The sequence below is a fragment of the Streptomyces sp. NPDC043746 genome (genome assembly GCF_056436485.1).
Genome location: NZ_JBWKCM010000025.1, coordinates 33,544 through 52,864 on the forward strand (window position 1 = coordinate 33,544; position 19,321 = coordinate 52,864).

Annotated in this window: 14 protein-coding genes; 3 read left to right on the forward strand and 11 right to left on the reverse strand. The window is 72.4% G+C overall.

What is annotated here, in order from left to right:
* Nucleotides 1-212: 212 nt before the first annotated feature.
* Nucleotides 213-1,298, reverse strand: coding sequence for an alkene reductase (locus tag AC0682_RS24190; protein WP_478535070.1), 1,086 nt, complete (start codon nucleotides 1,296-1,298; stop codon nucleotides 213-215).
* Between the two features lie 166 nt (nucleotides 1,299-1,464).
* Here AC0682_RS24190 and AC0682_RS24195 point away from each other — a divergent pair, with 166 nt between their 5' ends.
* Together AC0682_RS24195 and AC0682_RS24200 are read left to right on the forward strand one after the other, a co-directional pair.
* The gene (locus tag AC0682_RS24195) at nucleotides 1,465-4,167 is read left to right on the forward strand and encodes a helix-turn-helix transcriptional regulator (protein ID WP_478535071.1); all 2,703 of its coding nucleotides are present in this window, start codon (nucleotides 1,465-1,467) and stop codon (nucleotides 4,165-4,167) included.
* Between the two features lie 365 nt (nucleotides 4,168-4,532).
* Nucleotides 4,533-6,449, forward strand: coding sequence for a helix-turn-helix domain-containing protein (locus AC0682_RS24200; RefSeq protein ID WP_478535072.1), 1,917 nt, complete (start codon nucleotides 4,533-4,535; stop codon nucleotides 6,447-6,449).
* A 16-nt stretch (nucleotides 6,450-6,465) separates the two neighbouring features.
* On the opposite strand, the gene AC0682_RS24205 is transcribed toward AC0682_RS24200, so the two are convergent.
* From AC0682_RS24205 to AC0682_RS24235, 7 genes are all read right to left on the reverse strand, one after another.
* Nucleotides 6,466-7,692, reverse strand: a complete 1,227-nt coding sequence (locus AC0682_RS24205; protein ID WP_478535073.1) for an IS701 family transposase — start codon at nucleotides 7,690-7,692, stop codon at nucleotides 6,466-6,468.
* Nucleotides 7,693-8,245: 553 nt separating this feature from the next.
* Nucleotides 8,246-9,217, reverse strand: coding sequence for a D-alanyl-D-alanine carboxypeptidase family protein (locus AC0682_RS24210; protein ID WP_478535128.1), 972 nt, complete (start codon nucleotides 9,215-9,217; stop codon nucleotides 8,246-8,248).
* Between the two features lie 117 nt (nucleotides 9,218-9,334).
* Complete coding sequence (locus tag AC0682_RS24215) at nucleotides 9,335-10,597, reverse strand: sensor histidine kinase (RefSeq protein ID WP_478535074.1); 1,263 nt, start codon at nucleotides 10,595-10,597, stop codon at nucleotides 9,335-9,337.
* An 8-nt stretch (nucleotides 10,598-10,605) separates the two neighbouring features.
* A complete protein-coding gene (gene cseB / locus AC0682_RS24220) occupies nucleotides 10,606-11,361 on the reverse strand; it encodes a two-component system response regulator CseB (RefSeq protein ID WP_478535075.1) in 756 nt (251 codons plus the stop codon).
* Between the two features lie 29 nt (nucleotides 11,362-11,390).
* Nucleotides 11,391-12,278: an endonuclease/exonuclease/phosphatase family protein gene (locus AC0682_RS24225; protein ID WP_478535129.1), complete on the reverse strand. Its 888-nt coding sequence runs from the start codon at nucleotides 12,276-12,278 to the stop codon at nucleotides 11,391-11,393.
* A 506-nt stretch (nucleotides 12,279-12,784) separates the two neighbouring features.
* On the reverse strand, nucleotides 12,785-13,717 hold the full coding sequence (locus AC0682_RS24230) for an oxidoreductase (RefSeq protein WP_478535076.1): 933 nt from the start codon (nucleotides 13,715-13,717) through the stop codon (nucleotides 12,785-12,787).
* A 123-nt stretch (nucleotides 13,718-13,840) separates the two neighbouring features.
* Nucleotides 13,841-14,785: a carbon-nitrogen hydrolase gene (locus tag AC0682_RS24235; RefSeq protein ID WP_254812209.1), complete on the reverse strand. Its 945-nt coding sequence runs from the start codon at nucleotides 14,783-14,785 to the stop codon at nucleotides 13,841-13,843.
* Between the two features lie 137 nt (nucleotides 14,786-14,922).
* Between AC0682_RS24235 and AC0682_RS24240 the strand changes: the two genes are divergently transcribed.
* Nucleotides 14,923-16,014 carry a LacI family DNA-binding transcriptional regulator gene (locus tag AC0682_RS24240; protein ID WP_478535077.1) on the forward strand — a complete coding sequence of 364 codons (1,092 nt, stop codon included), beginning with the start codon at nucleotides 14,923-14,925 and terminating at the stop codon, nucleotides 16,012-16,014.
* Between the two features lie 78 nt (nucleotides 16,015-16,092).
* Here the strand turns inward: AC0682_RS24240 and AC0682_RS24245 are convergent, their stop codons facing one another.
* Genes AC0682_RS24245 through AC0682_RS24255 form a run of 3 tightly spaced genes read right to left on the reverse strand, consistent with a single transcriptional unit; the run spans nucleotide 16,093 to nucleotide 19,156 of the window.
* Nucleotides 16,093-16,632: a hypothetical protein gene (locus AC0682_RS24245; protein ID WP_478535078.1), complete on the reverse strand. Its 540-nt coding sequence runs from the start codon at nucleotides 16,630-16,632 to the stop codon at nucleotides 16,093-16,095.
* On the reverse strand, nucleotides 16,629-18,728 hold the full coding sequence (locus tag AC0682_RS24250) for a hypothetical protein (protein ID WP_478535079.1): 2,100 nt from the start codon (nucleotides 18,726-18,728) through the stop codon (nucleotides 16,629-16,631). Before AC0682_RS24250 ends, AC0682_RS24245 begins: the two co-directional genes overlap by 4 nt.
* Nucleotides 18,728-19,156, reverse strand: coding sequence for a hypothetical protein (locus AC0682_RS24255; RefSeq protein ID WP_478535080.1), 429 nt, complete (start codon nucleotides 19,154-19,156; stop codon nucleotides 18,728-18,730). Before AC0682_RS24255 ends, AC0682_RS24250 begins: the two co-directional genes overlap by 1 nt.
* Nucleotides 19,157-19,321: the final 165 nt, after the last annotated feature.

Below are 19,321 nucleotides of genomic sequence, written 5' to 3' on the forward strand. Positions count from 1 at the left end.
GCCAGCGCGCTGGCCGGGGGGGGGGGGGGGGGGGGGGGGGGGGCGCCCCCGCCCCCCCCCCCCCCCCCCCCCCCCCCCCCCCTCCCCTCCCCCCCCCCCCCCCCCCCCCCTCTCCCCCCCCCCCCCCCCCCCCCCGGGGTCGTGCGGCTCACAGCTGGTGCGGTGGTGCGGTGGTACGGCTCCGAGCAGGGGCTGTCGTCGCGGGCCCGGGCTCAGACGTCCAGCGTCGAGTAGTCCGTGTAGCCCTTGTGGTCGCCGCCGTAGAAGGTGGCCGGGTCCGGCGAGTTGAACGGGCCGCCGACCCGGATGCGGCGCTGGAGGTCGGGGTTGGCGAGCCAGAGCGAGCCGAGGCTGACCGCGTCGGCGAGGTCGTCCTGGAGGACCTCCAGCGCGATCTCGGGGGTCACGGACGCCTCGGTGCCGGTCTTGTGCGGGTTGAGGATCAGGGTGCCCGGCCACTCGGCCCGGATCAGCTCGGTGACCTCGCGGTGGCCGAACTCCATGACGTGCACGTAGGCGAGGTTGTACGGCGCCAGCGTGCGGATCAGCGTGCGGTACAGCTCGGCCGGGTCGCTCTCGCTGATGCCCTCGCTGGTGGAGCCGGGCGAGATGCGGATGCCCACGCGCTCGGGGCCGATGGCGTCGCTGACGGCCCGCGCGACCTCGTCGGCGAACCGGACCCGGTTCTCCACCGAACCGCCGTAGACGTCGGTGCGGTGGTTGGAGCCGTCGGCCAGGAACTGGTGGATCAGGTATCCGTTGGCGCCGTGCAGCTCCACCCCGTCGAACCCGGCGTCCACCGCGTGCTTGGCGGCGGAGACGAAGTCCTCCACGGTCTGCGCGATGTCCTCCAGGGTCATCTCGCGCGGGACCGGGTGGTCGACCATGCCGTCGGGGGTGTACATCTGCCCGCCGGTGGCGATGGCCGAGGGCGCGACCGGAAGAGCACCGTCCGGGTAGAGGCTGGGGTGGCCGACCCGGCCCGAGTGCATGAGCTGGACGAAGATCCGGCCGCCGGCGGCGTGCACCGCGTCGGTCACCCGGCGCCAGGCCTCGGCCTGCTCGGCGGAGTGCAGCCCCGGGGTGTCGATGTAGCCCTGGCCGATCACGCTCGGCTGGGTGCCCTCGGTGATGATCAGCCCGGCCCCGGCGCGCTGGGCGTAGTAGTCGGCGGTCAGGGCGTTCACGGAACGGTCGACGGAACGGCTGCGGGTCATCGGTGCCATCACCAGGCGGTTCGGCAGGGTCACCTTGCCCACGCGCAGGGGGGCGAACAGCTCGTCCATGGTCTCCTCCATCGGGTTGTGATCATCAGGGGATGTCCTGATCACAACGGTAGGAGCGGCGCCCGCGCGGGGAATCCGTAGTCTCTACTGCTCCCGGTACGTATTCACGGGTAAGTAACATGGGACCGTATACCGATGGCATGCGGGCGGGTCTGGTAGCGGGTGGAGGGGGACGTCGGTGCTGTACGGGCGAACCACCGAACAGGAGCGGCTGACGCAACTGGTGGCCGCGGCACGTGCCGGGTGCAGCGGTGCACTCCTGGTACGCGGTGAGGCGGGGATCGGCAAGACGGCACTGCTCGACTGGCTCGCCGAGACGGCGGCCCAGCCGGACCCGGAGCACGGGGACGACGGACGAGAGCTGCGTATCTTACGGGTCACCGGTATCGAGCCGGAAGCGGATCTGGCCTTCGGCGGCCTCGTCCAGCTCCTGTGGCCCGTGCAGGGACGCCTGGACGCCCTGCCCGAGCCGCAGGCGGCGGCCCTGCGGGCGGTCCTGGGCACCGGAGCGGAGCAGCGCGGCCCCGACCGCTTCCTCACCGGCCTCGCGGTCCTCACCGTCCTGGCGGACCTCGCCGAGGACGGCCCCCTCCTCTGTCTGGTCGACGACGCCCAGTGGCTGGACCAGGCCACGGCCGAGGCCCTGCTCTTCGCCGCCCGCCGGCTGGCCGCCGAGGGCGTGGCGATGGTGCTGGCCGGCCGGGACGACGGCTTCTCCGCCCCGGGCATCCCCGAACTGCGGCTCACACGGCTGGGCTTCGAGGACTCCTCGCGACTGCTGGCCGACCGCGGCCGGGCCCCCGCCCTGCGCTCCCAGATCATCACCGAGTCCGCGGGCAATCCGCTCGCCCTCATCGAATTCGACTCCGCGCGGCGCGACCAGCCGCACCAGCATGCCCCGCTGCCCGTCGCGGACCGTGTGTTCTCGGCCTTTCGATCACAGATCGGCCGACTGCCGGAGCGCACCCGGCTGATGATGCTCATCGCGGCCGCCGAGGCACGCGGCGACCTGCCCCTGCTGCTGCGCGCCTCGGAGCTGCTGGGCGTGGACCTCGGCGATCTGGAGGAGGCCGAGCGGTCCGGGCTGATGTACGTCATGGACGGCACGGTCACCTTCCGGCATCCGCTGATCGCCTCGGCGACGTACCAGGGCTCCGTGCTCGCCCGCCGGATCGCCGTGCACCGGGCGCTGGCCGAGGCCGCCGTCGACCCCGACTGCCGGGCCCGCCATCTGCTGGCGATCACCACCGCGCCCGACCAGGAGGTGGCGCTGGAGCTGGCCGAGGCGGCCCGCCGCGCCCGGGGCCGTACGGCGTACGCGGCCGCGTCCGGACTGTTCCGGCACGCCGCCCGGGTCACCACCGACCAGGCACAGCGGGCCTCCTGGCTGACCGAGGCGGCCACGCTCGCCCTCACCGGGGGCCACGCCGCGCAGGCGGACCGGCTGGCCCAGGAGGCGGACCCGCTCCAGGACGACCCGGCCGTCGGGGCCACGATCGCCTCGGTGCGGGCGGCCGTCGTCTTCGAACTGGGCGACCAGAGCGAGGCGGCCCACGGACTGCTGGCCCGCGTCGGGGACTCCGCCACCCCGGAGACCTCCGGCATGCTCCGTACGGCGGCGGCCTACGGCTGGCTGGCCGGTGACGGGGACACCGTGCGCGCCGCCGGGGCCCGGCTCGCGGCGGGCGGCTGCTCGGACCCGCTGGTGGAGGGGCTGGAGCGGCTCTGCGAGGACGACGCCGAGCACGGGCTGCCGCTGCTCGCCCGGTTCCTGGAGCGCCGGCTCGACGCACCCGACACCCGGGACGTGGACGAGCAGGCCGTCCGGATGCTGGCGCTCACCTGCGGCACGATCCTCGGCGACGACGAGGCGGCGCTCGATCTGGCCTCGACGGAGGTGCGGTGGTGCCGCTCCCAGGGCCTCATCGGTGAACTCCCCTACGCCCTCGACGTCCTGGCGCAGAACCAGGTCCTGGCAGGCCGGCACCGGGACGCCGAGGCGACGGTGGCCGAGGCGGAGGAGATCGCCCGGGACACCGGGATGCGCCAGCGGCTGGCCCGGCTGGCCACGGTGCGCGCACGGATCGCCGCGATCGAAGGCGATGCCCAGCGGGTGCGGGAGCTGTCCGAAGCCACCCCCGAGGCACTGTGCACCGGGGTGGACTGCGCGGGGGTCCTGCTCGACCTGGGGCTCGGTGACTTCGACTCCGCCCTCACCCGGCTGACCCCGCCGCCGCCCGGCCCCGACCGGTACACCTGGCTCTCCCTCTCCACCGCCGCCGACCAGGTGGAGGCGGCGGTCCGGCTCGGCCGGCCGGAGCGCGCCGAGGAGGCGCTGCGCCACTTCGAGAACTGGGCTGCCGCCGGGGCCCGCCCCCGCACCTCCGCCGCCACCACGCCCTGGGCGCAGGCGGTGGTCCTGCGGTGCAAGGCCCTCCTCACCGACCAGCCGGAGCACTACGCCCAGGCACTGCACCTGCACGAGAAGGGCGGCCGCCCCTTCGAGCGCGCCCGCACCGAGCTGCTGTACGGGGAGTGGCTGCGCCGGGCCCGCCGCCGCAACGAGGCCCGGGAGATGCTGCGTTCGGCGCTGACCACCTTCGAGCGGCTCCAGGCGGAGCCGTGGATGCGCCGGGCCCGGGCCGAACTCCAGGCCTCCGGCGACCACCTGGTGACCGCCCGGATGCTGGCGGACAACCTGATCGACCGGCTGACCCCGCAGGAGCTCCAGGTGGTGCGGCTCGCCAAGGACGGCAGCAGCAGCCGGGAGATCGCCGCGCAGCTGTTCCTGAGCCCGCGCACGGTGGAGCACCACCTCTACAAGGCGTACCCGAAGCTGGGCGTGGGCTCCCGCCAGGAACTCGTCCTGCTCGACCTCTGAGACGCGCGGCCCCGCCGCCGTCGCACCCGCGACGGAAACAGACGGAAGATGTTCACCTTCCCGTCCGTTTCCGTCGCGGACCGCTGCTCTGACCCCCACCACCCCGCTCCGCACGGGTGCCCGGCCACCTCCCGCACGGTCGGGCGGTATGGCGAAAAGTGCGCTCCCTACCGCCCTGGGCCGTTCTACGGTGCCCGGACCACCTCCCCCTGAAGATCAGGGCATATTACGCTTCCAAGCGGTGCCGGTGGCGGAGTGGCGACGCGACCGCGTGGGCCGCACCGGGCCGCTGACCAGAGATGTTGCCGGGCCGCACAACGGGGGATCACGTGTTAAGACACGAAGCCGAGGCGAACGTCGATGCTGTGGCCATACTGGAGCTGCTGGCCTCCGACGCACCGCCTGACCGATTCGAATCGCTCCTCACCCGGGCCCGCTCCTCGGGAATGCCCGGGCCGCAGCTGGACCGCCTGGAGAACGCGCGGAAACTCGGCCTGCACATCTACTCCCAACTCGACCGCCGCCAGCAGCGCGAGGCCTCTCTCGCGGCACTGGTGGACATCGCCCGCGAGCTGTCCGCCCCCTACGACCTGAGGACCCTCCTCAAGGTGACCACCCGCCGGGCCCGGATGCTGCTCGGCGCGGACATCTCCTACATCACCCTGCTCACCTCGGAGAAGGGCACCGCCCGGGTCGAGGCCAGCGACGGGCACGTCTCGTCGTTCCACGTGGGGATGCAGATCCCGCACGGGGCCGGAAGCAGCGACGTCCTGGCCACCTCGGCACCCTTCTGGAGCGCGGACTACCTCAGCGACGCCCGCTTCCCCCACCACGAGCGGCTGGACGAGATGGTGCGGGCGGAGGAGCTGCGGGGCATCATGGCGGTCCCGCTCTGCCACGGCAGCGGCCCCTTCGGCGTGCTGCACGTCGCGGACCGCGAGCCGCGCCACTTCTCCGCGGACGAGGTGTCCCTGATGAGTTCGCTGGGCGATCTCGCGGGGGCCGTCATCGAGAAGGCCTGGCTGATGGACCGGACCGCGGCCGAGGTGGAGATGCTCCGACGCCGCACCGAGGAGGCGGAGGCCGGCCACCGCCAGTGGCAGGAGGTCGGTGACCTCCACGAGTTCCTGATGTCCCAGGTGCTCTCCGGGTGCGATCTGCAGAACCTGGCCGAGGCGGCGGCCGACGGCCTCGGGGGCGTACTGACCATCTGCGCGGGCGACGGCACCGTGCTGGCCTCCACCGCCGGGGCGCAGCCCGACGACGAGCTGATGATCCCCCGGGCGATGATGGACGCCCACGCCGCGGGCAAGGCGCTCCGGGTCAAGAACAGCCTGTGGGCGGCCCCGGTCATGATGGGCGACGAGAACCTGGGCGCGGTGCTCCTGCGCACCGAACGCCCGCTGTGGGACTCCGGCGTCCGGCTGCTGGGCCTGGTGGCCCAGGCCACCGCCGTCCTGCTGCTCCGGCAGAACAGCCACGGCATCGTGATGGAGAGCCAGGCCCGCGACGGCTTCCTGGACGACCTGGTCAACCGCACCCGCTCCGCCCGGGAGCTGGACCGGCGCGCCCGCAAACTGGGCGTCGCCCTGGAGGAGTCGTACGTCGTCGTGGTGGCCAGCCCCGTCGGCGACGCCCGGCGCAAGGCCATGATCTGGGCCTCCTCCTACGCACACCGCAACGACGGGCTCAAGTCGGAGCAGGCGGGCCGGGTGGTCTTCCTGCTCCCCGGCACCGACGCGGCGGAGGTCGCCCGGGAGGTGCACAACGACCTCTCGCCGCTGCTCCGGCACCTGGTCACGGTCAGCGCCGCCGGCCCGGTCTCCGGCGCGGGCCCCATCCACCGCAGCTATCTGGAGGCACTGCGGTGCCTGGAGGTGATGGGCGCGCTGGGGCTCTCGGGCCGGTCGGCCGCCGCCTCCGAGCTGGGCTTCCTCGGGCTGCTGGTCTCCGACGACCACGACGTGGACGGCTTCATCGAGTCGGTGATCGGCCCGGTGGCCCGCTACGACGACCAGCGGCTCACCCAGCTCACCGACACGTTGGAGGCCTTCTTTCACGCCTCCGGCTCGCCCACCCACGCGGCCAAGGCGCTCCATGTGCACCCCAACACCGTCGCGCGCCGACTGGAGCGGGTCAGCGAGCTGCTGGGCGAGGGCTGGCATCGGCCCGACCGCGCCCTGGAAGTCCAGCTGGCCCTGAAACTGCGGCGGATGAGGTCGGCCCTGATGGGCCGGGAACCGCTCTCCGGGAGCCACCGCACCGGCGCCGACGGGGAGTGAGCCGGGGTGGGCGTCCTCAGCACAGAGCGCGGGCCTCGTCGCCCGCCCGGCTGAGGGCGACCACGGTGTGGGCGGCCGAGGCGAGGGTGACGTGCCGGTGCCAGCCGGCGAAGGAACGGCCCGTGTAGTCGCGGATGCCCACCTGCTCCGCGACCTCCCGGAAGTCGTGGTCCACCCGGTCGACGAGCCGGGTGAGCCGCAGGAGTTCGGCGGCCGGGGTGTCCGCCATGTTGGTCAGCCACAGCTCGCCCGGCCACCCCCGCCCGTGCTCGCCCACCCCGAGCAGCACCAGGTCCCCGCGGCGGCGCACCGCCCGCGCCGGGCTCGGTATCCGGGTCCGGACCGCCGCCACCAGGCTCCTGCGGGCCGGGCGCCCCGGCCGGTGGGCCCGCCAGGCCACCGGTCGGCGCAGGTCCCGGGCGGCCGCCATGATCTGGTGCGCCGTCGACGTACCGCTGCGTCCGCGCAGCAGCGGGTCGGTGACCTCCAGCCGGGTGCCGCCCGGCACCCGGGCCAGCACCTGCACGCCCGCCGCGTGGTACGAGCGCACGGTGGCCGCCGCGTCCGCCGCGTCGGTGGCGTGCCCGTCGAGCACCACCGGGCGGTCCGGCAGCCCCCAGGACCGCATCATGCCCAGATACGCCTCATGGGCGCAGTCGGCGAGCGACTCCGACGCCACGGCGTCCGGTATCGAGGCCTGCGTCCGGCGGGCCCCGTCCTCCAACCAGGCGTCCGAGAGGTGCAGCCGCCAGTTGACGGGGAAGCTGCCGGTCTCGGAGGCGGCCCACACCCCCACCGCGTACTGGGCGTTGAGGACCTGGCCCGTATACGGAAGGAACTGCCGCTCCACCCCCACCGAGTTCTCCCCGGCCTTCGGAATGACCATGGACCGGACGACCCACGCCTGCGGAGGTGCGACGCGGACCACATGTTCGGCCAGAGCCCGGCGGACCGGCTTCCACCCCCAGGTGGAGCTGGCGACGAAGTGGTGCAGACTCTGCTCGGTCGCGCTGCCGCCCAGGACGGCGGCGATGTTCCGGATCGACTTGCGGCCCTCGGCCGCGATCAGCGCCTGCAGATAGTTCATGCCTCTGCGCCGCTGGTCACTGCGGGGCAGGGAGAGGAACAGGCGTGAGCCCAGCTCCCCGAGAACGATGTCCTCGACTCCGGAGACGTCGAGTGGCAGGCGGTGCTGCTCGTCCGATAAACGGTTGTCTGTATGAAGAGCAGCAGCGGAACTCATCCCTGTACCTTCCCTCTCGGCGATGCTTCTGGGACCTTCGTTCCCTACGGTGCGTGCCGGGCGGGTGGCATGCCTAGGTGCTCCGGACACCGGCTTGCCGGCCGGGCCGGTGACCGATCCACCGCTGCCATAATTCGGCTGGTAAGACTGCGACCTGGGTCACGTCGGGGATGGTGGCGAGGCACCACGCAACGAGTGTGTAACGCACGGATACCCGAGTGGACACAGGAGAGTCGAGGGGCATCCGCGCACCACAACCCGCTGCCTCACGGGGTGTGCCCGGACCCCTTCCACAGAGCGTGACACGAAGGCGAGCACCGCTCACCTTCCGTACAGCCCCGAACAGCGGTACGGTCGGCAACCGCTCGGAGCCCGGCGCGAAGTCGTCCACGCGGGGCCCGTAGTCGGAGCAGCTCGCCCGGGCGTCGGTCCGGGTGGTGGCGCCGACGGTGAGCGCGGTCTCGGTGCGGGCGAGTCGGCGGTAGGCCGGAACCCGTACCGGCCCGATCCGGCAGCGCCACCGTGCACGGCACCGCGAACGTGCGGGCGCTCCTCAGGGCCCCGCTGCGCGGGACAGCGCGGCCGGGAGGGTGGCGCGGATTTCGGTGATCAGGGCGCGGCTGGCCTCGTGGGCGGCCGCGCTGCCCTCGGCCGGGGTGGTGCCGGCTCGCTGGTGGAGGACGACGCCGAGGATCAGGCGCGGTGCGCCGGCTGTCTCCTGGGTCGACGCCCACACCAGATTGCCGCCCGCCGGGGTGGACGAGCCGGTCTTCAGGCCGATGACGCCGTCCCGGCCCAGCAGCTTGTTGGTGTTGCGGAAGGTGACGTCGGCGCCGGGGGCCTCGACCGTGCGGGCGGCGACGATCTCGCGGAACGCCGGGTCCTTCATCGCGGCGCGGGCCAGCTTCAGTTGGTCGGTGGCGGTGCTCCGCGTACTCGCTTCCATGCCGCTCACCCCGGTGTACGTGGTGCGGTTCATCCCGAGGGCGGCGGTCTCGTTCATCTTCGCCACGAACGCCTTCTCGCCACCGGCGTCCCAACGAGCGAGCATCCGGGCGACGTTGTTGCCCGAGGGCACCATCATGAGTTCCAGCAGGCGGCGTTGGGTGTAGGTGCGGCCCGCCAGGACCGGGGCCGTGGTCTCGACCGAGGAGTACGACTCGTTCGCCGCCTGCTCGTCGGCGGTGACGGACGCGCCGGGGGCGCCTGCCCGCATCGGGTGGTCCTGGAGAACCACGTACGCCGTCATGACCTTGGTGACACTGGCGATCGGCACCGGCCGCTGCTCGCCCCGGGTGCCGAGGCTGCCGATCCCCTCGACCTCCACGCTCGCCTGGCCCTCGGTGGGCCAGGGCAGGTGCAGCGACCGCGCCACGGCGACGGAGCCGGGCGCGGGGTCCGGGGCGGTCAGGTGGTCGCCGCCCAGTGCGTACCAGGCGCCCATCCCGGTCGCGAGCGCGAGAGCGGCGGAGAGCGGGACGAGGAAGGACCTCCGGCGAGGGGTGGGGGCAGGGGCGTGGGGCATGGGCACCTCCGGGGAGAACATGTGCGTCTTCCGCACGGTCCTCACCCTCCGCCAGCCGCTCTTCCGGGCCGGTGCGGTGCCGTTTCCGCTGCCGCGAGAGTGCGTTGCGGTTCCGTCTCAGTCCGCCTCCGGCCGCTGTGGCGCCAGGTCCAGGGTAGCGATCGCACCGCCGTCCGGGGCGTTCGCGAAGGCCAGACGGGCGCCGAGGACATCGGCCTGGCCCTGGGCGACGGTGAGGCCGAGGCCGTGGCCCCGGCCGCGCTCGCCCGCGCCCGTACGGAAGCGCTGCGGGCCCTGGTCGAGCAGGGCGGGCGGGAAGCCGGGGCCGTGGTCGCGCACAGCGATACGGGGGCCGTCGACGGTGACCTCGACGGGGGTCGCGCCGTGCCGGTGCGCGTTGGTGACCAGGTTGACCACGATCCGCTCCACCCGGCGCGGGTCGGTCTCCACCAGCCCCGCGCCGTCGGCGCCCACCCGCGTCTTCGTCCCCGTACGCCGGACCACGTCCGTCACCAGCTCGCCCAGCGGGACCGTGTCGAGCCTGGCCCGTTCGGCGCCCGCGTCGAGACGGGAGATCTCCAACAGGTCCTCGATCAGGGCGTGCAGGGCCCGCACCCGGTCCCGCACGAGCGCGGTCGCCTCGTCGCTCTCCGGGAGCAGCCCGGCGGCGGTGACCAGCCCCATCAGCGGGGTGCGCAGCTCGTGGGCGACGTCGGCGGTGAACCGCTGCTCGTTCTCCAGCTTGCGCTGGAGGGCGGACGCCATGTCGTCGACGGCGGCCGACATCTCGGTGATCTCGTCCCGGGCCCGCCCGGTGGCGCCGATCCGCGCGTCCAGTTCGCCGTCCGCGATCCGGCGGGCGGTACGGGCCCCGTGGCGCAGCCGCCGGTTGATCGGCTCGGTGGCCAGGGCGGCGAGCGGGACGACGAAGAGGAGCGCGACGAGGACGGACTTCACGATGGCGCGGTCCAGGAGCTGGAGGCTGCGGACCTCGGTGCTCATGTCCTCCCGTACGACCAGGAACTCCCCGTCCCCGGCCGCCGCGGCCCCCCACATCCAGTACCAGTTGGGCGGATCGGCGTCGTACCAGGTCGCGTAGCCGGTGTCGGAGCCCGGCTGGTCGGCGAGGTCGCGCGCCAGCGGCTCGGGCAGCTCCGCGCGGGGCCGTACGTCGACGTCGGGTGGCGCCTTCCCCGTCCGGCCCGTCTCCCGCTCGGCCGCGATCAGGCGGTTGATCGTCCGCTCGTGGCCCAGCCGCAGCCCGCGCTCACGGGTCGCGTCGTGGACCAGGAAGCCGACCACCGCCGCCACCGCGCAGCAGGCGGCGGCGGTGAGCGCGGCGATCTTCCAGCGCAGGGCGCGGGGGTTGAAGAGGTCCATGATGCCGGTCAGCCGCGGACGAGTTTGTAGCCGAAGCCGCGTACGGTCTCGATCCTGCCGCTGCCGATCTTCTTCCGCAGCCGCAGTACACACAGGTCGACGACCCGGGTGTCCCCCTCCCAGCCGTAGTCCCAGACCTCGCGCAGCAGCCGGTGGCGGTCCAGCACCGAGCCGGGCGCGGCGGCGAACTCCAGCAGCAGGCGCAGTTCGGTCGGGGTCAGCGGCACGGGGTGGCCGCCCCGGCGCACCTCCATGCCGAGGGTGTCGACGGTCAGGTCACCGAAGACCAGGACGTGCTCGGGGGCCGTCTGCGGCGCGCTCCGGTCCGGGGCGAAGGTGGCGCGGCGCAGCAGCGCCCGGATGCGGGCCACCAGGACGCCGGTGACCACCGGCTTGACCACATAGTCGTCGGCGCCCGCCTCCAGACCCGCGACCACGTCCAGCGCGTCACCGCGCGCGGACATCATCAGGACCGGCACAAGGCTCTCCTCGCGGATGCGGTGGCAGAGGCCGATGCCGTCCAGCGCGGGCAGCATCACATCCAGGATCAGCAGGTCGTACGTGCCCGCGCGGGACGCCTCCAGGCCCTCCAGCCCGTCGGCGGCCACGTCGACCCGGTAGCCGTAGCGCTCCAGGGCCAGCTGGACGGCGCGCCGGATCGTGGCGTCGTCCTCGACGACGAGCACGCTGACGGGGTCGGGGGCCCGGGGTTCCGGCACGGTTCCTGCCTGGTCGTCGGGGGCGGTAGGGGGTGCTTTGTGCATCGTAGGCGGGTGGTGGCGGCGGTGGTGGTTCAGAACCGCAGCCTCGCCGCCACCGGTCGGTGGTCGCTGCCGGTGGCCGGCAGGGTCCAGGAGGCCAGCGGGGTCAGGCCCCTGACGAGCACGTCGTCGATGCGGACCACCGGGAACGCGGCCGGGTAGGTGAACCCGAAGCCCTTCCCCGCCTCCCGCTGGGCCGAGCGGAGCTGCGAGGTGACCGGGGCCAGGGCCGCGTCCTGGTACGTGCCGTTGAAGTCGCCCAGCACCACGACGCGGGGCGCGGCCTCGGCCCGGAGCGCGGTGGCCAGCTTCCGGGCCGCCTCGTTGCGGCGGGCGGTGGTGAAACCCGCACCCGATACGCGTACGGAGGCGAGGTGGGCCGCATAGACGGCGACGGGCCCGTCCGGGGTGACCGCCGTGGCCCGCAGCGCCCGCGTCCACGGCATGATCTCCACCTGCGCGACCGCCGTGAGCCGGTGCCTGCTCCAGAGGCCGACGCCACCGAGCACCGCGTGGTGCGGGTGGGTGGCGGCCAGCTCGCGTGCGTAGGCGGGCGTGGACTCCTCGGACAGCTCCACCAGGGCCAGGACGTCGGCGTCGGTGCGGGCGAGGGCGCGGGCGGTGCCGGCCGGGTCGGGGTTGGCCTCGTCCACGTTGTGGCTGAGAACGGTGAGACCGGTGGGTCCGTCGGCTTCGGTGGACCGTTTGTCGGTGAGGGTGGGGCCGAAGAGGGTCGCCCACACCACGGCGGGCGCGAGTACGGCGATGGCGGCGATGCGGGAGCGTCGTACGGCGGCCAGCGCGAGGAGGAGGGGGACGGCGATCCCGGTCCAGGGCAGCACGGTCTGGAAGAGGCTGCCGATGTTGAGGGCGGTGTTGGGGACCAGGGGGTGCAGGGCCATCAGCGCGGCGCAGAGCAGCGCGAGGAGGGCCCGGCGGCTGCCTCTGGGGCGGGGGCGTGAGCGAGGAGCCGCGGAAGGTCCGGTTCGGGGCTCGGGTCCCGCCTCTGCCGGGGGCGGGAGCGGGCCGGGGGCCGGCCGGGCGCTCGGGGGCGGCTCGGAACTCAGGCGCTCCTCGGTGCTCGGCACAAGTCTCCCAACATCGCGTGCGCCGGGGGTCGGCGTACGCCCCCCAGCGTCCGGGAGCCGTGCTTCCGGACGGTCAGCGCAGCGCTTCGGGGACCGCGCGGGTCTGTTTCAGCCGCGTATCGGACGAGACCGCCCCGCCCGGCCGGGCCCGCCTGGGGTGGTCCGGTACGGGGAAACCGCGCCCGGGCGCGGCGGGCCGCCTCCTCCCGCAGGACCGACCCGGCCACCGAGGCCGAACGTGGCCTGATCCGCTTCGGTCACCTTCAGGACGCACCGCCCGTCCTCGAGCAGGGTCGAACGGGGCTGGACGGGGCTGAACAGAGGCTGAGCGGGAAGGGTCAGCCGCCGGTCAGGGCCCTCCGGTGCACGCCTTCCAGCAGCTCCAGCTCGTCCTCGGAAAGCCGCAGGGCGCCGGCCGCCACGTTGGCTGTCAGGTGGTCGGCGTCGCCGGTGCCGGGAATGGCCAGGACGTGCGGCCCCCGGTGCAGGGTCCAGGCCAGCCGGACCTGCGCCGGGCTCGCGCCGTGGGCCTTCGCGACGGCCAGAATCTCGGCGGGCTCGGGCACGGTCGCGCCGCCCTCCCCGCCGGCCCCGGCTATCGCGTAGAACGGCACGAACGCGATCCCCTGCTGCCCGCAGTCCCGCACGAACGCGTCGTCCTCGGGCCGTACGCCGATCCCGTACCGGTTCTGCACGCAGACCACCGGGGCGATGGCCCGGGCCTCGGCGAGGTGGGCGGGGGTGACGTTGGAGAGGCCCAGGTGGCGGATGAGCCCGGCCTCGCGCAGGTCGGCCAGAGCGCCGAAGCGCTCGGCTATCGACTCCGTGCCGACGATCCTCAGGTTGACCACGTCGAGGTGGTCGCGGCCGAGCTGGCGCAGATTCTCCTCGACCTGGCCGCGCAGCGCCTCGGGGGTGCGGGCGTGGGGGATCCACTGTCCCGTACTGTCGCGGGCCGGGCCGACCTTGGTGCTGATGACGAGGTCGTCCGCGTAGGGGGCGAGGGCCCTGTTGATCAGCTCGTTGGCCGAGCGCAGCGGGGAGAAGTAGAACGCCGCCGTGTCGATGTGGTTCACCCCGAGATCGACGGCACCGCGCAGCACGGACAGGGCCGCCCGGCGGTCGCGGGGGACGGCGTCCGCCACGAGCGCCGGGCCGGTCTGCGGCAGCCGCATCGCACCGAAGCCGATGCGGCTGACCGGGAGATCGCCCAGGGTCCAACGGCCGGACGCGACCGCGGTGATCGTCTTTGTGGTGCTCACGGAAGTCATAGGTGAATGATCTCCGCCCGGCGGCCCCCCGGACCATGGGGATATCCCGCCGGTTTCCTCTGGGGCTCACCCGACCCCGTGACCGGCCTCCCCTACCCCTCTCGGCCCCCGTCACTCCACCGTTCAGTCCGTGGCCGTGAGCGGACCGTACGCGTCCGGGCGGCGGGTGGTCAGGAACGGGAACAGCTCCAGCCAGTCGCGGCGGGCGTCGAGATCGAGGTCCGCGACCAGTACGGCGGGCTCGTCGCGCGGGGCCTGGGCCAGGACGCGGCCGTACGGGTCGACGATGAAGGAACTGCCGTAGAAGGTGAGGCCGTTCTCGGCACCGATGCGGTTCGGGACAACCATGAAGGTGGCGTTGGCGATGGCGTTGCCGGTGATCACCTTCTGCCAGAGCGGCTGGGAGTCGAAGCCGGGGAAGCCGGGCTCGGAGCCGATGGCGGTCGGGTAGACGAGGACGTCGGCCCCGGCGAGCGAGTAGGCGCGGGCCAGCTCGGGGAACCACTGGTCCCAGCAGGTCGGCAGGCCGAAGCGGGCCTCGTCGACCGTGACCAGCGGGAAGGCGTCGTCGCCCGCCGGACCTGCCCGGAACCAGTCGTCCTCGTAATACCCCTCGGTGACCGGGATGTGGGTCTTGCGGGTGCGCTGGGCGAGGGTGCCGTCGGGGGCGACGAGGATCGCGGTGTTGTAGCCGAGGCCGTCGTCCCGGCCGCCGGGTGCCGGGGCCTTCTCGTACAGGGAGGCGTGGACGTACACCCCCTGCTCGCGGGCCGCCTCGGCGGCGAAGGTGAAGGTGGGGCCGGTCAGCAGCTCCTCCGGCTCGGCCGGGGCGGGGTGGTCGGCGCGGCGGACGACCGCGAAGTACGGCGAGAGCGTCAGCTCCTGGAGGCAGACCACCCGGGCCCCCTCGGCGGCGGCGAGGCGGATGCCCTCCAGGAGGGCGGCGCGGTGCTCGGCGGGGTCGCGGTGCCACCGCTGCTGGACGGCCGCGACGCGCAGGGGGGCACGGTCGGCGGGGCGTGTCCGGGTCGGGGAGGCGGGCGGGTTGTACGCGGTGATCAGACGCATGACCAGTTCCAGGGGGCGCGAGGTGTGGGGCGGAGGAGGCTGCCGGAACGTTCCGGCAAGAATCCGAATCTAACGCTGCCGGAACGTTCCGGCAACCCCCCGCCCCGTACCTCCCCGAACGTCTAGACTTCACCCCCGTGACCTCCCGGACCGTGACCCTCCTCGATGTGGCCCGCGCCGCCGGGGTCTCCAAGAGCACCGTCTCCGACGCGCTGCAGGGCTCCGGCCGCGTAGCGGCGGCCACCCGGGACCGGGTCCGCGCGGTGGCGGAGGAGCTGGGCTACCGCCCCAACAGCGCGGCCCGGCGGCTGCGCCGCTCCAGCACCGGGGCCATCGGGCTGCACCTGCCGCGGACGGCGACCCGGCTCGACTACTACATGAACCTCGCCTTCGGGGCGGTGGAACGCGCCCAGGAGGAGGGGTTCGACGTCATGCTGCTCGCCCCGGCGAGCGTCGCGGACGCCGGCGGCTCCGGAGGTTCCGCGGGCGCCGCGGGCGCCACGAGCGGGCCGGTCGCCTCGCGGGTCGACGGGCTGTTGGTGATCGACCCGGAGGTGGACGACAGCGCCGTCCCCGCGCTGCTCGACGCGGGCGTCCCGGTGGTGACCGGGGAGCGCTACCTCGGCCCCGCCGCCGCCCCCAGCGGCGCCGTGGTCTGCGACAACGCAGCCTCGCTCACCGCGCTCCTGGACCATGTGACCGAGCGCGGCGCCCGCCGCCCCGCCGTCCTGGCCCCCGCGGGCACCTCCGCCTGGGCCACCGCCCTGCGGGCCACAGCCGCCTCCTGGGGGCAGGAGCGCGGCATCGCCGTGGCACTGCGCACCGTGCCGTTCGCCGCCACCCCGGGCGAGGCCGAGGAGACGACGCTGGCGCTGCTGCGCTCGGATCCGGCGGTGGACGCGGTCATCTGCGCGCCGGACGGGGCGGCTCCGGGCGTGCTGCGAGCGGCGGCGGCCCTGGGCCGCCCGGTGGGGCCCGGCTCACCACCGGCGGCGCCTCGCGCCCGTACGGCCCCCGCCACCCACCCCCGTACTCCCCTCCTCATCGCCTCCTGCGTCGACGGCACCGCCACCCGCTCCGCCGAGCCGCCCGTCACGGCGGTCGACCTGCGCCCCGCCGCGTACGGGCGCGCCTGCGCCGAGCTGCTCTGCGACATCCTGGCGGGCCGCACCACCCCTGACACGGTCCGCCGCCACGCCTGGGCCCTGGAGACCCGCGCCTCCACCTGACCGCGCATCACGGCCGCGTTGTTGCGCGGCGCGGTATCCGGGAAGCGCCCAGCCGGTGATCTCGGGCGCGGGTAGTGGTCAGGCGGAACAGGCCATCGCCTTCTTGACTCTGGGAACGAAGTCGAGCATGAACCTCTCCATGTCGTTCCGGCGCACACTCACGTCCTTCTGGGCCTTTTCGCCCGCGATGAGGAAGAGGATCAGGTGGTCGGCCGCCGGTAGGCCGCACGGAGTGCTGATCATGACGTTCCGGTCGCCCATCGCTCCGGCGCCGCCGAACGGCAAGGGCGCCATCTGCTTCCGGTTCTCGAACCGGAAGCTTTCACGCTCGCTCATCGGGTCGTAGAACTTGTCGACCTGTTCAACAGCGAGGGAGGCCGCCCTGTAGTCGTCCACATTGATACTGCAGTAACTTCCGCTGTTCGTCACGATGGGGTCACCCGCCACGTTGACCTTCTCCCCAGCAGGAAGAAGAGGTTCCAGCTCCTTCTCTCCCACTGGGACTTCGCATACTTCCTTCGGTATCGCGTATTCGCGGTCCGCACCACACCCTGACGTGAGCAGAGCCAGCGCGCAGAAAACCACCAGCACGCTCGACCGGAACTGCGTCCTCTTCACCGACCGCCCACAACCTTTTCCGCCTTGGCGTTACCGTCGTTGGCGGATGCCTCTATGGAGCCGTAGACCCCGTGCCCCTTCGAGTACCCCTCGTGGCTCGGGTCCTCGGCCCAGTCCGAGTTCACCTTGTACCACTCGTCGGCAATGGCGCGAAGCTGCCCGTTCCGCTTTGCATAGGTATCCCTGTTGTCTTCCTTCGAAGCATCGTTGATCTCATTGGACTTGTCCTGAAGCCACGCGGCCGTAATGATGTCGACGCCTCTCTGCAGAGGGTCGCCGAGGACCCCTCCCCCGAGCGGCGTGAGGACACCGCCCACAAGGTGATACGTCCACGTCTTCTTCCACGTGGCGTCGGTGATGTCCCCGTCCTTCTTGTCGTTGGTCGCCTGGTACCGGGCTTCCTCAAGGAACCCGACGGTACGGCCGGCCTTGTCGAGACTGTCCTCCGGGTGAGCCTTCTCGGTATGAATGTCCGCCAGAATGGCGTAGTTCAGCTGCTCGTTGAGCAGACCGTACGTGTCCTTGTTGCGAGAGATCTGCTTGCTCACTTCCATGAGCTGACCGGAGTCGAGGCCCTTGGATCCCAGCGGGTCGCTCATGGACTTGTGGACGGCCTCGCCGTGGTTGCCCAGGGCCCTGGCCATGTCGTCGCGCAGCTCCGGCGGGAAGTCGTTCCCCGTCTGCGCGAGGAAGGCGAGTGAGCGCTTCATGGCCCCGGTCTGCTCCGGGGTGTGTTCTGTGAACTTCACACCTTCGGCGTTCGGGTCGCTGACCCCCGACACCGCCGCGAACATGGCCTTCCCCGTCGCCTCCAGCGCCGGGTTGGCCCCGTCGTCCAGCGGGGTGTCGTCGAAGGATTTGCGCTCCTTCAGTACCCATTCCGCATTGTCCTGCGGCTCCTTGGCGTTGAAGAACTCCGTCGACGCGTCCGGGCTGTTCGCCAGGGCCTTCATGAAGCCGGTCATCGGGTCGCGACCGAAGTCCTCGTCGCTCATGAAGTTCATCTTCGGCATGCTCGGGCCGCCGACCCCGCCGGACCAGTAGTTCCCCGGAAGCTTCATCTTCTTCTCGGTCTCGACCAGTGCGTTGCCGTACTTGTTCAGGAACCGGTCGTCGTAGTCCCCGACCCGCATGAGGTTGCTCATCAGCTGGAAGCCCCACACCTGCGACCCGCGGGTCTGGTAGCGCTCGCCCGCGAACTTCACCATGTCGTTCTCCCAGGCGCGCATGGCGGGGCTGTCGGACTGGGTGGCGCCGGCCAGGGTGAGGCCGAGGTTCTTCTGGAACTCTCCGAGCTGGTTCAGCTGGGTGCGGGCCAGGTCGTTCGGTGACGAGACGTCCGTGAGGTCCGCCCAGAAGTCCAGGACGCCCTTCGGTCCGAGCGTGGTGGCGAACTTCTCCTGGAACAGGGGGTCGTTCTTGAACGACCCCAGTGTCGAGTTGAGCTTCCGGAACTCGGCGGGCGTCATCTCATCGCCCTTCTCCCTGATGAGCTTCGCCGCCTCCTCCGCCTTCTTCAGCGCCTCGGCCGCGGAGTCGCGGTCCTTGTACCGAGCGCCGGAGAAGCCCACCTCGGCCTGGTCGGCGATGGCCTTCAGGACCTTCGCGGCGCTCGTGTCGCTCTGTGTAGCCCGGTTCAGGATCCGCTGCACGTCGTCCCGGAGGTGGTCGACATCCTGCTGCGAGTGGTCCGCGACCTCGGTGCCCTTGGCGGCCCGGTCGGGGTGGATGAGCATCGTGACGGTGAAGCCGCCGTTACCCGTGGGCACCACGGTGATGTTCTTCTTGCGGCCCCGCTCCAGGACCTGGTCGAGTTCGGCCTTGTACTCGACCAGTTCGTCGCGGGTGTCCTTGAGGATGTTGTGGATCGTCGTCGCCTGGGTGTGGGCGTCGCCGAACTCCCCCGCTGTCTTCGTGATGAACTCCCGCGAGACCGTGGCGTTCAGCCCGGCCCAGTTCGCCTTGTCGGCCTTCGCCTTGAGGTCGTCGCGGGCGTCGGTGTCCAGCGCCTTGAGCTTCTTCGCCATCCCGCTCCACGCCGTGATGGCCTCGTTGAGCTGGGCGAAGTTGGCATGCCGCAGGGTTTCGAGGTCCATCAGCGCTGGGTCCTCTCGGTGAATCCCGCGTCCAGGGTGGAGATGCTGCTGATGGTCGAGTAGATGTGGTGTTCCTCGCCGGCATGGGCGTTCTTGGTGTAGTCCATGTGGTTGGAGATGTGTGCGCAGGCGTCCAGCAGTGAGGTGAGCTGCTTCTCCCAGCGCTTCTGGACGTGGTTGAGCCCACCGCCGAGTGCGAAGCCCTGGGTCGTCAGGTCCTTGGCGGCGCTCTGGCTGGCGGACCAGGCATCGCGCCCGTCCTTCCCCAGCCTCTCGAAGAGCTTGAAGGCGCTGTCCCCCACGGCCGCCAGATCCTTCTGGCTGACCTTGAGATCACCGCCCGGCGCCGCGCCGTTGCCCTCGTCCGGTATCCCGTTGAGCTGCATGGCCGCCTGGTTCTTCAGCTGCTCCCACTCGTCCCAAGCCATGAAGGCGTCCTCCCCCGTCAGCCCTGCGTCCTACGCTGCGATTTTTCAAGGTACCAAGAGCACTTTCGCGGGCAACGTGTCTTCGGCCACGTGGACCTCGCGGGGGCCCTCCGGGAGATCGGGGCTCGGGGCCGCCCCGGTCCGCGCGGAGCATCGGAGGCAACA

Coding starts and splice junctions, on each gene's coding strand:
- AC0682_RS24235 (WP_254812209.1), bottom strand. CDS start 14,785: ATGCGTCTGATCACCGCGTACAACCCGCCCGCCTCCCCGACCCGGACA.
- AC0682_RS24230 (WP_478535076.1), bottom strand. CDS start 13,717: ATGACTTCCGTGAGCACCACAAAGACGATCACCGCGGTCGCGTCCGGC.
- AC0682_RS24190 (WP_478535070.1), bottom strand. CDS start 1,298: ATGGAGGAGACCATGGACGAGCTGTTCGCCCCCCTGCGCGTGGGCAAG.
- cseB (WP_478535075.1), bottom strand. CDS start 11,361: ATGCACAAAGCACCCCCTACCGCCCCCGACGACCAGGCAGGAACCGTG.
- AC0682_RS24255 (WP_478535080.1), bottom strand. CDS start 19,156: ATGGCTTGGGACGAGTGGGAGCAGCTGAAGAACCAGGCGGCCATGCAG.
- AC0682_RS24250 (WP_478535079.1), bottom strand. CDS start 18,728: ATGGACCTCGAAACCCTGCGGCATGCCAACTTCGCCCAGCTCAACGAG.
- AC0682_RS24215 (WP_478535074.1), bottom strand. CDS start 10,597: ATGGACCTCTTCAACCCCCGCGCCCTGCGCTGGAAGATCGCCGCGCTC.
- AC0682_RS24210 (WP_478535128.1), bottom strand. CDS start 9,217: ATGCCCCACGCCCCTGCCCCCACCCCTCGCCGGAGGTCCTTCCTCGTC.
- AC0682_RS24205 (WP_478535073.1), bottom strand. CDS start 7,692: ATGAGTTCCGCTGCTGCTCTTCATACAGACAACCGTTTATCGGACGAG.